The following is a 12,421-nucleotide window of genomic DNA, read 5'->3' on the forward strand; positions in this document are numbered from 1 at the left end:
TTAATGATGTGTGCTTTTTTGTGGAGAAAAATGGTATTCCATAAAAGGGGAGGATAATAGTAAAAAGTTTTGTTGTGGCAAATATTAAAAAAGTTATTTTTAGATTGTTCTATATAAAAATGTAACATTTTTTATATTTTCCATTGCGAAAAGTAACATCTACTTTTACAATAGAAAAGGTGTTATATTATACTGGAAAAATAAATCGAAATAATATGAAAATTTTGTTTTGTCTTCGCTAATTGTATATTACATACATGTAAGACGACACACGTCATGTTATCGACTTGTAAGGAGAGAAAAAAATGAAAAGTGTAAGATTACCATCGATGCTAGAAATCATAGTTCTTTTATTACTATTTCTTGCTGTTGTCTTTTCCTTCCAAACGATTTTTGATCTCCCAATTCAATTAGCGCTATTTATTTCATGGTTTTTAGTAATTGCGCTTGGATTAAGATTAGGATTTCGTTATCAAGAATTGCAAGATGCAATTACGAAAGGGATTTCTAACGGATTAGAAGCAATACTGATTTTAGTTGCGGTAGGTGCTTTAATTGGAACTTGGATTGCTGGTGGCGTTGTACCAACATTAATCTATTATGGATTAGAGTTTATTCACCCTAGCATATTCCTATTAGCAACATTAATTATTTGTTCGATAACTTCTATTGCGACAGGAACATCATGGGGAACAGTTGGAACAGCAGGTATTGCTATGATGGCGATTGGTGAAGGACTTGGCTTACCACTTCCGCTTGTTGCTGGTGCAGTTCTTTCAGGAGCTTATTTCGGCGACAAATTATCACCACTTTCTGATAGCACAGTTCTTGCAGCTTCTATGGCGAAAGTAGACGTTATTGCTCACGTTCGAGCTATGCTCGTATTAGATGTTCCGGCTTATATTATTACTAGCATTATGTTTACTATAGCTGGTTGGATGTATGGCGGCGATAATGTAGATTTGAATCGAGTAGAGTTTTTAAAAGAAGCTTTATTAAAGCAATTTGATATTAAAATATGGATGCTTGTTCCGGCGGTCATTGTTATTGTTCTATTAGCGATGAAAAAGCCGTCTATGCCGACAATTGCAATGGGAGCTTTAATTGGTGCAATTTGGGCAGCTCTTTTCCAAGGAATGAACTTTGGAGAGGCGATTGGAACAGCGTATAACGGATTTTCAATTCAATCTGGTGTTGAGTTTGTTGACAAGTTATTAAACCGTGGTGGAATTAACGGTATGCTTGGCTCAGTGGCCGTTATTATTTTCGGTTTAGGATTTGGTGGATTACTTGAAAAACTAGGTGTTTTAAAAGTGATTGTATCTAAATTTGAGAAGAAATTAAATTCTGCAGGCAATGTAACATTGTCTACATTAATCGTGGCATTCTTAGCTAATATATTTGGTTGTGCGATGTACGTATCACTAATTTTAACACCGAAAATTATGGAAGATAGCTATGATAAATTAAAAATAGACCGACGTGTATTAGCGCGTAACTCAGAAGTAGGTGGAACGTTAACTTCTGGTATGGTTCCGTGGTCGGATAATGGTATTTTTATGGCTGGTATTTTAGGTGTAGCAACGTTCTCATACGTTCCATTTATGTGGTTAAGCTTCGTATCGTTAATTTTAGCAGTTATTTACGGATATACAGGCAAATTCATTTGGTATGTAGATGACGTTGAAAAAGGAAAGCAAGCATCATAAAAAAATACCTTCTGCGATGGCAGGAGGTATTTTTTTTATATATACGAGTGAGAATTCTTATCATTTGGGTGAGATTCTGTTAAAATGAGAAATGTAGGTATTTTATTTTCAAGGGGATGAAAAAATGGAGTACAGAATTGAAAGAGATACAATAGGAGAAATAAAAGTTCCAGCTGATAAATTATGGGCAGCACAAACGCAACGTAGTAAAGAAAACTTCCCAATTGGAACAGAGCAAATGCCGCTTGAAATTGTAAAAGCATTTGCCATTTTAAAGAAAAGTGCAGCACTTAGTAATCAAAAATTAGGAAAGCTATCAGAAGAAAAAGCAGAAGCAATTGTGGCAGCAGCTGACGAAGTGATTGCAGGGAAATGGAATGAACATTTTCCACTTGTCGTATGGCAAACTGGTAGCGGTACACAGTCAAACATGAATGTGAATGAAGTAATTGCAAATCGAGGGAATCAAATTTTGAAAGAGAAGGAATCTGACGTACATATTCATCCGAATGATGATGTGAACATGTCTCAAAGTTCAAATGATACATTCCCAACGGCGCTTCATGTAGCATGTGTAATTGCAGTGGAAAATCACGTATTACCAGCAATTACGAAATTAAAAGAAACGCTAGCAGAAAAAGTAACTGCATTTGAACATATTATAAAAATTGGTCGTACACACTTACAAGATGCAACACCGTTAACATTAGGACAAGAAATTAGCGGATGGCACCGTATGCTTGAAAAAACAGAGCGTATGATTGCTGAGAGCAATACATATATGAAAGAGCTTGCAATTGGTGGTACTGCAGTTGGAACAGGTATTAATGCTCATCCTAAATTTGGTGAGATGGTGTCAGAGGAAATTAGCCAATTTACAGGTAAGCAATTTATTTCTGCACCAAATAAGTTCCACGCATTAACGAGCCATGATGAAGTTGTATATACGCATGGTGCATTAAAAGCATTAGCAGCTGATTTAATGAAGATTGCTAACGATGTGCGCTGGCTGGCAAGTGGTCCACGTAGTGGTCTAGGAGAAATTATTATTCCGGCAAATGAGCCAGGAAGCTCTATTATGCCAGGTAAAGTAAATCCAACGCAAAGTGAAGCGTTAACGATGGTTGTAGCGCAAGTGATGGGAAATGACGCAACAATCGGATTTGCAGCGAGCCAAGGTAATTTTGAATTAAATGTATTTAAACCTGTTATTGCATATAACTTCTTACAATCTGCTCATCTATTAGCGGATGCAATTGTTTCATTTAATGATAATTGTGCAGTTGGTATTGAAGCAGATGAAGAAGTAATTAAAGAGAATGTGAATCGTTCATTAATGCTTGTTACAGCATTAAACCCGCATATCGGATATGAAAATGCAGCGAAAATTGCGAAGCATGCTCATAAAGAAGGGTTAACGTTAAAAGAAGCAGCACTGCAATCTGGACTACTAACAGAAGAACAATTTAATGAAATTGTCGATCCGAAAAAAATGATTGCTCCGAAAGAGTAATAAAAAAAGCCGAGATTCTTTGTTTAGAATCTTGGCTTTTTTAATATTTATCTTTTCTATTTGTATTACTGTAAGTGCCAAAACATATTATTTGTTAGCAGACATATTCAATACTTTCATATGCGGACAGTTTTCTTTTAAGACTGAAATGAACTTTTCTTCTTCTTGGGGGATAAAAACAGTTACTGAGTCAAATAAATTGTAATGGATTTCTAATTGCTGTCTAGTCCATTTTTTTGAATGAAGTTTTTTACCAGCGTATGTAACGTGACGAATGTCTTCAAATGGAATTTCAGTACGAAATATGAAACCGTGTTTTACAATAAGAGATGAAGCAGTTATATGGTAATGAGAAAAATAGAAGGAAGAAAGATTTAAGACATTTAACAGCATCATGAGAGTGAAAAAAATAGAATTTTTATTTTGGAAGAATAACGAAATGAAAAAAATGATTATAAATAATGAAATAAAAATGACGTGAAATGGATTTTTTTTCGCTTTAAATTTCAAGTTAGTCACCCCGGTATACGTGTTCTTTAACTAAATTAAATCATAACATCGTGATAAAACGTGTAAATATGCAGAATTGCATATTCCTTCGGCTTATTATTCATGTAAAATTTCTTGATGGGATAAATTCAAAAGAAGTTTTGTAATAGTGGAGTGGCCTGAAGTGACTTACAAGAATAGAAAGGTAGCGTTAGTCATAATTATTTGTATGATAATTATGGGTAGTTGTGCTAATAAAATTATTGAGGATGGAAACCGAAAGCATACATTTGTACAGGTAAGTAAAGCTTTAGTAGAGGTTGTAAATAGAATATATAATGAGTAAAAGGTGTTTTCGTATACGGAAACACCTTTTTTGTAGTTAAAATTGAAGGCTGAAGTTTTGGAATATGTGAATACCAGTCCCATGTTTAATCAGCTCTTTATCATTTAAATATTGAATAGCATATTTCACTTCTTTCAATATAACAGGTGAAAGGCCGAGGGTATGATGTGAACCAAAAATTTGTTTAATAGGAAAGAGGCTTGTAATTTTATTTAGAGACTGAACTAAATCTACAGGGTCTGTTGATGGATAAAATGCAAAAATCGTGCCTTCATACAGTAAATCTCCTGTGAATAAAAAAGCAGTTTCATAATCGTATAGGCAAATATGCCCCGGTGAGTGACCTGGCGTATGTATAATTTGAATTTTCCTATTTCCGATATCAATCATATCTCCATCTTGTAGTAATTTTGTTGGTGTTCCTTGAAAGGGTTTGAATGTTTCAGGTTGAAATGTTTTAGGTGTAGGTAAAGTAATATCACGAGCGATGTCGTGCCTAATTTGAGTAATAGGAAGTCCTTTTATGCCGTTAATGAGCCAATCTGCTTCTAAAGCATGTACATAGATTTCTTCATATTGTGCGTGGCTACCGATATGATCCCAATGGACGTGTGTTGTGACAACTGTAATGGGTAAGTTTGTTAGTTGGTCCGTTATACGTTTCATATTATCGATACCAAGTCCTGTATCGATAAGAATTGCAGCGGTATCGCCTATAAGTAAGAAGGAATGTACTTTTTCCCAATGTCCATATTCACTAATTGCATATGTATTTTGAGCGATTTGTTTAACAGTAAACCAAGGGTCGTGCAGAATAGTCATGTTTTGTTTCACATCCTATCGTAATTCATTTATTAAATACATTCGCTTTTCGTTGTTTTAAGTCCTTTTTTTAGTTTTTTAATAGATTTTTTTATAAAAGTTTATAAAATGGGTAAACGGAACGTTGAAATGTTTATTTATGTTATGTTAAGATGGTGAAGTGGTGATAAACGTTAATGTGATTTGTTTGGTCTTTAAATAAACGTTTTAAAGGAGTGTTTAGTATGAGTGATATTTCAGAGAAGTTTTGGGATGCTTCGGTAGAAGAATTGAAGAAAGGGTATGTATTTGAAGCGGAAGCAGAGGAGTATATTTGTTTAGCTTGTGGAGAAGCGTTTATTAAGGGGGTTATTTATCAAGATAATCAGGTTTTGTATGAAGCAGAGAAGTTTGTACAATTGCATGTGCAAAATGAACATACGTCTATGTTTGATTATTTATTAAACCTTGATAAGAAGTATACTGGTTTAACGGATTTGCAAAAGAAAATGGTTCAGTTTTTCTATATGGGGCTGAATGATAAAGAGATTGTAAAAGAGATGGATGGCGGAAGTACATCAACCATTCGTAATCATCGATTTACACTTCGAGAGAAAATGAAGCAAGCGAAAGTATTTTTAGCATTAATGGAACTGTCAGAAGAAAAATCAAAAGTACAAACGAAATTTGTACCCATTCATAGAACAGCAACGATGGTAGATGATCGTTACAATATTACGGAAGAAGAAAATGAGGAAGTATTAAAAGCACATTTTACAGAAGGATTAGATGGACCGCTTTCTACATTTCCGAAAAAGCAAAAGCGTAAATTAATTATATTACGCCATTTAGTAACGAAGTTTGATAGTAATAAAAAGTACACTGAAAAAGAAGTGAATACTGTTATAGAAAGTGTATATCCGGATTTTGTAACTTTAAGAAGATATTTAATTGAATATGGATTTTTAGATAGAACAGCTGATGGAAGCCAATATTGGGTGAAGTTATAATCATATGGAAAAGAAAATGAATAGAGGCACATTATTATATCAACTATACAAAGAGATAGAAGTTGAAAAACAGATTTTTAATAAAAGGAGAAATGAAATTTGAAACCACCTACAGATAATAATAAAGAAGGGGCGGAGTCACATAAGTTAGAAAGTGAGAGTAGACCGATTTGGAAGTCGATGTCCATGTTTTTAGTACCGTTACTATTAAGTAATGTATTACAATCGATTGGACAATTATTCGGTATGGTAGTAGTAGGAAGATGGCTTGGAGTGAATGATTTAGCAGCCATATCAGCATTCTTCCCACTATTTTTCTTACTCGTTTCATTTGTAATTGGTATTGGTTCAGGTAGTTCTATTTTAATTGGTCAGGCGTTTGGCGCTAAAAACGAAGATCGTTTAAAAGCTATCGTTGGTACGACGCTGACATTTACATTTATTATTGGAGTCGTGTTGGCGATAGTAGGCAGTATTTTTGCAATGGATATTATGCGCCTTATGGGAACGCCAGAAAATATTATTGATATAAGTGTTCATTATGCACGGATATTATTTATATCGATGCCAGTATTATTTTTATACTTCGCATACACAACATTTATGAGGGGTACAGGAGATTCTAAAACGCCATTTTACTTTTTAATTGTAAGTACAGCGCTAAATATGATTTTATTACCAATTCTTATTTTTGGATGGTTAGGAGCTCCGAAATTAGATGTGTATGGAGCAGCCTATGCTTCTGTTATATCTACAGTGATTACGTTTATTGTCATGTTAGTGTATTTAAAGAAGAAAAATCATCCACTACAATTAGATAGTACGGTAAGGAAATATCTTCGAATGGATGGGGAGTTATTAAAGCTATTGCTACGACTCGGTATTCCAGCGAGTATTAATATGATATTAGTTTCATTATCTGAAATTGCGGTAATCGCGTTTGTAAATCGTTACGGTTCGGATGCAACAGCGGCATATGGCGTCGTGAATCAGGTTGCAAGTTATGTACAAATGCCAGCAGTTAGCCTTGGTATTACAGTTTCCATTTTTGCAGCACAATCAATTGGTGCGAATCAATTTGATCGATTGCAAAAAGTTGTGAAGGCCGGAATTATTATGAACTACGTCATCGGTGGTGTGCTAATATCTCTTATTTACTTGTTCTCAAGAGACATTCTATCACTATTTTTAACGAGTCAAACTACAATTGAAATTGCTCATAGCCTAGTTATGATTACGTTATGGAGTTATTTAATTTTCGGGCATGCGCAAATTATTAGTGCGACAATGCGAGCGAGTGGTACAGTATTATGGCCAACTGTTATCGGAGTTGTATCAATTTGGCTTGTTGAAGTACCTGTAGCGTATTACCTTTCTTACCATACAAGTCTTGGCATAGAAGGGATATGGATTGGGTACCCAGCAGCATTTATTGTTAGCTTAATATTACAGTATGCATATTATAAGCTTTCATGGCAGAAGAAACGAATTACACGACTAGTGAGTTAAATCATGCAAATGTCCCTAAGTTATTATACTTAGGGACATTTTTTGTAAGTGTATGTTTACAAATAGCTTTTTAAAGTGATATCAAAATGTTGTCTAATGAGCTTGTTATCGCTCATATAAAACTCCCACGCTTTTTCAGGTTCACCGATAATTTCAAAAGATTCTTCTGTAATATATAAAGCGCAATTATCCTCTAGTGCAATTCCTTCTATATTACCTTGATGATTTTGTAAAAAGGAATGGAAGGCGTTCATTCTATTTAATTGATTATAATGTGGACAAAACCTTTTGTTAACAATCCCCCAACCGTTACACTCTATATAACCAGAACCTTCATAATTTGATCGGATACTAGATGTGAACCAACACATAGCACCAGCGCTATTGCCTGCAATGAGTGTTCCTTGCTCAAGAGCCAATAGTAATTTTTCATCGAGTTTAAGTTCTTTCCATTCTGTAAGCATGTGAATATAGTTCCCGCCACCGAGATAAATTAAATCAGCAGACTGAATCATTTCGTCTATTTCATATTTAGAAGGTGTATCAGCTATAGTACGTAAAATTTGTACTTCACAGTGTAATTGTTTTTCGAACGTGTCTAAAAATAACTTTATATAGCTTTCATCATCATGACTAGCTGTAGGGATGAATAATACTTTTGGATACTGTTTATTTGTTAATTCTATAAGTCGCTCATTAATAGGCAAGTGATTTGAATCTTGTAAATCACCGCCACCAATGACAGCTAATTTCATAGTAAAGCACCACCTAATCATTTTTGTTATATAAAAAATTCGATAGAAGAGAGTTACATTCCTTCTCTCATGTAATGAATAAGTAGAAAATATAGTTTAAGTATATCGGAATAGTAAAGGTAGTGATAACTATATAGAAAAATGAATTTGAAACAATTTACCCCGCTATTTGCGGGCTGCCTGTAAAAGTCTGATTGGTGAGGGTTGATAATCAGTGGGGGATGAACAAAACCCCATTGATTAAAGTTTCACTTTATCGATATATAATACTTCATACTATTGTTTCAAAATATGGAAACAATATGTTTAAATGGATATAACGAAGCATTAATTCAAATTGAATTAGTGTTTATACTTTAAAAAGGAATCGGAAATAGTAGAGATTTCACAAATCGTTTTTTACTTTTAATAGGAACTTGTATTACAATATGGTAAAATTATTTCAGTATATTTATTTAATATAAAAATACAAAGAGGGAGCGTGAAAAAGGTGGATTTTCGATTTGAGTTTGCAGCGAAGGTGAAAGAATACTTAGATGATGAGAAGGATGAAAAAATAATAAAAGATGGACATAGAGATATAATTTTTCACTATTTATATGCGTTAGAGGCTGAAATTGGCGTTGTTAAAAATCCTAATTTTACTTTTTTTACATCAGGAAGACGTTCACATATCGTATTAGAAAATGTTGAATTTAAAACAGAGGTAAATGTAAAAAGTAACATCATTGAAATTACAAAAATAGTGGATAATGTTGTGATTCCGTTAGATACTATCGTAGCGAAAGATCGGGAATTATTTGCACTTGGGCGTAATGAGAAGTTTAGTGTGCAAATATTAGAGCAGTATCTCTTTGATACATTTGGAGAGAAGTTAGGTTTACGATGAATAGAACGGGGTACTGATTTATAGGTAGTGAATTTTAGTGCATATCATTCGTGTTTGACCTTTCATTTAATTTATACTACAATTCGTAGTGTGAAAGGAGCCATACTATGTTTACTCAAAACTATAAGTTAAATGAGCAAGGGTTAAATCATTTCTTTGGACCGCTTGAAGCGAAAATTATGGAGATTGTCTGGTCTACCGAGGGTATTACGATTAAAGAAGTGCAGCAGAAATTAAGTGAAGAATCACCTGTGAATTTTAACACTGTTATGACAGTTATGAACAGGTTAGTAGAGAAATTACACTTAGAAAAACAGACTGTAAAAAGAAGTGGCATATATCGTGCTGTACAAACAAAGGAAGAATTCTTATCCAATCAAACGAAGAAAATGACACAGGAATTGATGGGGGAATTTGGAGATTTGGTTGTAAATCATATGCTAGATGAGTTAGAGCAAGCTGATCCGACTTTAATAAAAAAGTTAGAAGACAAATTGAGTCAGTTAAAAAAAGAGGATTAATGAAATGAAATGGCAAATGCGTAAAATCGTATTGTTAGCAGTAATTGTTAGTACCCTCTTTTTCAGTATGTTAGTGTATTACGTTACATATCCATTTCTGTTTCAAAATAAGATGTTCTTTCTTTCAAATTTTTGCTTATTCCAGTTAGAAAAACATATGAAAGAATTATCGTTAATTCGTATTATAATCGCTGGATTATTATTACTTACTGTATTAATCGTGTGCAAAAGAATTTGGCGACAATTTTTCTATAGTAAAAAATTACAAAAAATACTTATCCCTTTCATCCGAAAAGGAAAACAAATATATATATTGCCGACTATGGAAGTTGCGGCATTTACAATTGGTTTATTTCGTCCGAAAGTTGTCATGTCAGAAGGCATGCTTCAAACATTTTCAGATGAAGAAATGGATGCAATTATTTTCCATGAAGAATATCATCAAACTAATCGAGATCCATTAAAATTATTTTGTTTTACGTTATTAGCAGAAGGAATGGTGTACATCCCGATATTAAAAGGGTTATTGCAGCGCTATCATGTGTATCAGGAGCTAGCAGCAGATAAATATGCAATGCAAAAGATGAAATCTTCATTCGAATTAGGTAGTGCGTTATTAAAATTAATTAAAATAAAGACAATGGAAAATCGATGTGTGACAGCTTCATTTGCAAAAACAGCAATAAATTTACGAATCGAGCAACTGTTAAATGAAAAAGTTGTTAAGCTCAATATTCCGTTACATACGAATTCGGTATATGTAACATTAGGTTTATTCTGTATGTCGATTGTACTTATTGTCGGAGAGTGCATATAGCCTCTTTTTTTAAGAATTTACACTACTTATTGTAGTGCTATAGGGGGAATAAAATGAATGCAGCAGATTTAACAATTTGGCTTGTAGCTGGGGCAGGGGTATTGTCATTTATATCACCATGTTCTTTACCGCTATATCCATCTTATTTATCATATATTACAGGTGTGTCTATTCAAGATTTAAAAGAGAATCGTGGAATGATGCAAAAATCAGCGATTATGCATACCGTATTTTTTATGATCGGATTTTCGGTAATATTTTATGCGTTAGGTTTATCGGTAAGCTGGATTGGAATAACATTTTCATCTAACCAAAAATTGATTCAACAAATTGGTGGGATTTTCATTATTTTGATGGGGCTGTTTATGACAGGTTTGTTTCAGCCTAAGTGGCTTATGGCAGAGAAAAAGGTACAGTATAGAAGTAAATCGACTGGATATATTCGCTCAATTTTAGTCGGTATGACATATGCAGCGGGTTGGACGCCATGTGTTGGACCGATATTTTCAGCTGTACTCATGCTTGGGGCGACGAATCCTGAAGGTGCACTTCTTTATATTACAGCGTATACTCTTGGGTTTGCGGTTCCGTTTTTCGTGATGGCATTCTTTATTGGGAAGGTAAAATGGATTGTTACATATGCCAATGTCATGATGAAAATTGGTGGCGGAATGATGATTGTAACAGGAATTTTATTGTATACAAATCAAATGACGAAAATTACAGCATTCTTTATTCGTCTATTCGGTGGATTTACAGGCTTTTAATAATGAGGAGGAAGAAAAGTGAAGAAGCTAATTGCGATTATACTGGCCGGGGCACTAATTTGGGCCGGAGTTAATTTTTATAATACAAAAAAAGAAGAAAAAGAAAGAAAAGCAAAACAAGCGGAGTTACAAGAAACAGAAGTATTACCACAAGTAGGATTTAAAGCGCCAAACATAACGTTAAAAGGGTTAGACGGGAAGCTGTATTCGTTAAATGATGCAAAGGGAAAGCCATATCTTATTAATTTTTGGGCATCATGGTGTGGTCCATGTGAAATGGAGGCACCTGACTTAGTTCATATGTATGACAAATATAAAAAGGATGTTGAAATTTTTGCGGTAAATGCGACAATCGGAGATCCAGTACAAGAAGCGAGCGCATTTGCAGATCGTCACGGATTTAAGTTTCCTGTTTTACTAGATATGGACGGAGTAGCTGGATTAGATTATAAAGTATTTTCGTTACCAACGACATTTTTTGTTAATAAAGATGGAATTATCGTAGAGCAAGTGCGAGGCGTATTACCTCCAGATCAATTAGAAGAGAAATTTAAGAAATTAATTGAGAGTTAAAGAGGGGATTTTGTATTGATGGAGTGGATCGTGAGGTTACAACCTGTATCTATTATAATTGGAAGTCTATTTGGGTTTATGTTGATGAAACGAAAGATGAAGAACGAAAGTGTACCATATGAAAAAATGATGGATGCAGTAACAAATGCTTTTCTTATCATCGTATTTGTATGGAAATTTGCACCGGCAATTATAAATCCAGTATGGGCTTTTAGGTCGCCATTGCAGGCACTATTAGCTGTGGGAAGTATGCAGCATATTATAGCAGGATGTGTAATTGCGAGTATATACATTGTTTGGAAAAGTAAAAAGGGACAATTTTCGCTTCGTATTTTACTTGATGCATTACCTATTGGACTATGTATGAGTATTATTTTTTATTTTCTATTCAACCACAAAATAGGTGTACAAACGACATTGCCTTGGGGTGTGAAAATATATGAATCTAAATTTTTATATCACCCTATTTTCGCATACGAGATCATCCTTACTCTTTGTATAATGGGCTTGTTATGGATGAAAAATGAAAGGCTCGGAAATGGAAAGAATATAAGTGTTTTTCTAATTATTGAGGGGTTTGCTCATATCATTATTTCACTTGTTAGTGAACAAAATTCGGTTCTATTTGGTTTATCAGCACAGCAAATAATGAGCTTTTTTGTTATTAGTTTAGGGATTTTGTTGATGCCGAAAAAATAAAAAGGTAGCCACATATGGAGTGT

At 33.9% G+C, this 12,421-nt stretch carries 13 protein-coding genes; 10 read left to right on the forward strand and 3 right to left on the reverse strand.

The genetic code is table 11. From position 1 onward, the window contains the following. The first annotated feature begins 305 nt into the window (after nucleotides 1-305). Both nhaC and fumC read left to right on the forward strand, forming a co-directional pair. Nucleotides 306-1,709: a Na+/H+ antiporter NhaC gene (nhaC, locus tag JDS82_RS04980; RefSeq protein WP_000843979.1), complete on the forward strand. Its 1,404-nt coding sequence runs from the start codon at nucleotides 306-308 to the stop codon at nucleotides 1,707-1,709. 124 nt (nucleotides 1,710-1,833) lie between these two features. Further along, a complete protein-coding gene (gene fumC, locus JDS82_RS04985; RefSeq protein WP_046959025.1) occupies nucleotides 1,834-3,222 on the forward strand; it encodes a class II fumarate hydratase in 1,389 nt (462 codons plus the stop codon). A gap of 87 nt (nucleotides 3,223-3,309) precedes the next feature. Here fumC and JDS82_RS04990 read toward each other — a convergent pair whose 3' ends face one another. Together JDS82_RS04990 and JDS82_RS05000 are read right to left on the reverse strand one after the other, a co-directional pair. Continuing rightward, nucleotides 3,310-3,732, reverse strand: a complete 423-nt coding sequence (locus tag JDS82_RS04990) for a PH domain-containing protein (RefSeq protein ID WP_199712797.1) — start codon at nucleotides 3,730-3,732, stop codon at nucleotides 3,310-3,312. 361 nt (nucleotides 3,733-4,093) lie between these two features. Further along, the gene (locus JDS82_RS05000; protein ID WP_199712798.1) at nucleotides 4,094-4,879 is read right to left on the reverse strand and encodes an MBL fold metallo-hydrolase; all 786 of its coding nucleotides are present in this window, start codon (nucleotides 4,877-4,879) and stop codon (nucleotides 4,094-4,096) included. A gap of 224 nt (nucleotides 4,880-5,103) precedes the next feature. Between JDS82_RS05000 and JDS82_RS05005 the strand changes: the two genes are divergently transcribed. Next, nucleotides 5,104-5,868 (forward strand): DUF2087 domain-containing protein, encoded by a 765-nt coding sequence (locus JDS82_RS05005; RefSeq protein WP_199712799.1) that lies wholly within the window; start codon nucleotides 5,104-5,106, stop codon nucleotides 5,866-5,868. 99 nt (nucleotides 5,869-5,967) lie between these two features. Next, entirely contained in the window at nucleotides 5,968-7,377 is a 1,410-nt protein-coding gene (locus tag JDS82_RS05010) for an MATE family efflux transporter (protein ID WP_199712800.1), read from the forward strand. A gap of 56 nt (nucleotides 7,378-7,433) precedes the next feature. On the opposite strand, the gene JDS82_RS05015 is transcribed toward JDS82_RS05010, so the two are convergent. Further along, nucleotides 7,434-8,132 (reverse strand): peptidase E, encoded by a 699-nt coding sequence (locus JDS82_RS05015; protein ID WP_000762124.1) that lies wholly within the window; start codon nucleotides 8,130-8,132, stop codon nucleotides 7,434-7,436. Nucleotides 8,133-8,622: 490 nt separating this feature from the next. On the opposite strand from JDS82_RS05015, the gene JDS82_RS05020 reads away from it, so the two are divergent. The 6 genes from JDS82_RS05020 (at nucleotide 8,623) to JDS82_RS05045 (ending at nucleotide 12,398) form a co-directional block, all read left to right on the forward strand. Beyond that, nucleotides 8,623-9,021: a DUF3942 family protein gene (locus tag JDS82_RS05020; RefSeq protein WP_140399217.1), complete on the forward strand. Its 399-nt coding sequence runs from the start codon at nucleotides 8,623-8,625 to the stop codon at nucleotides 9,019-9,021. A gap of 107 nt (nucleotides 9,022-9,128) precedes the next feature. Continuing rightward, nucleotides 9,129-9,542, forward strand: a complete 414-nt coding sequence (locus JDS82_RS05025; RefSeq protein ID WP_048561211.1) for a BlaI/MecI/CopY family transcriptional regulator — start codon at nucleotides 9,129-9,131, stop codon at nucleotides 9,540-9,542. 4 nt (nucleotides 9,543-9,546) lie between these two features. After that, nucleotides 9,547-10,359, forward strand: coding sequence for a M56 family metallopeptidase (locus tag JDS82_RS05030; protein WP_048561210.1), 813 nt, complete (start codon nucleotides 9,547-9,549; stop codon nucleotides 10,357-10,359). A gap of 53 nt (nucleotides 10,360-10,412) precedes the next feature. Further along, nucleotides 10,413-11,126 carry a cytochrome c-type biogenesis protein CcdA gene (gene ccdA, locus JDS82_RS05035; RefSeq protein ID WP_075310189.1) on the forward strand — a complete coding sequence of 238 codons (714 nt, stop codon included), beginning with the start codon at nucleotides 10,413-10,415 and terminating at the stop codon, nucleotides 11,124-11,126. An 18-nt stretch (nucleotides 11,127-11,144) separates the two neighbouring features. Continuing rightward, entirely contained in the window at nucleotides 11,145-11,699 is a 555-nt protein-coding gene (locus JDS82_RS05040) for a TlpA family protein disulfide reductase (RefSeq protein ID WP_048561208.1), read from the forward strand. An 18-nt stretch (nucleotides 11,700-11,717) separates the two neighbouring features. Further along, nucleotides 11,718-12,398, forward strand: a complete 681-nt coding sequence (locus tag JDS82_RS05045) for a prolipoprotein diacylglyceryl transferase family protein (RefSeq protein WP_048561207.1) — start codon at nucleotides 11,718-11,720, stop codon at nucleotides 12,396-12,398. Nucleotides 12,399-12,421 lie beyond the last annotated feature (23 nt).

It is taken from the genome of Bacillus cereus group sp. N14, from assembly GCF_016483555.1.
Taxonomy (GTDB): domain Bacteria; phylum Bacillota; class Bacilli; order Bacillales; family Bacillaceae_G; genus Bacillus_A; species Bacillus_A wiedmannii.

What these genes read in the sequence shown, in the direction of transcription:
- nhaC (WP_000843979.1), top strand. Translation starts at nt 306, where the DNA reads ATGAAAAGTGTAAGATTACCATCGATGCTAGAAATCATAGTTCTTTTA.
- fumC (WP_046959025.1), top strand. Translation starts at nt 1,834, where the DNA reads ATGGAGTACAGAATTGAAAGAGATACAATAGGAGAAATAAAAGTTCCA.
- JDS82_RS05000 (WP_199712798.1), bottom strand. Translation starts at nt 4,879, where the DNA reads ATGACTATTCTGCACGACCCTTGGTTTACTGTTAAACAAATCGCTCAA.
- JDS82_RS05005 (WP_199712799.1), top strand. Translation starts at nt 5,104, where the DNA reads ATGAGTGATATTTCAGAGAAGTTTTGGGATGCTTCGGTAGAAGAATTG.
- JDS82_RS05015 (WP_000762124.1), bottom strand. Translation starts at nt 8,132, where the DNA reads ATGAAATTAGCTGTCATTGGTGGCGGTGATTTACAAGATTCAAATCAC.
- JDS82_RS05025 (WP_048561211.1), top strand. Translation starts at nt 9,129, where the DNA reads ATGTTTACTCAAAACTATAAGTTAAATGAGCAAGGGTTAAATCATTTC.
- JDS82_RS05030 (WP_048561210.1), top strand. Translation starts at nt 9,547, where the DNA reads ATGAAATGGCAAATGCGTAAAATCGTATTGTTAGCAGTAATTGTTAGT.
- ccdA (WP_075310189.1), top strand. Translation starts at nt 10,413, where the DNA reads ATGAATGCAGCAGATTTAACAATTTGGCTTGTAGCTGGGGCAGGGGTA.
- JDS82_RS05045 (WP_048561207.1), top strand. Translation starts at nt 11,718, where the DNA reads ATGGAGTGGATCGTGAGGTTACAACCTGTATCTATTATAATTGGAAGT.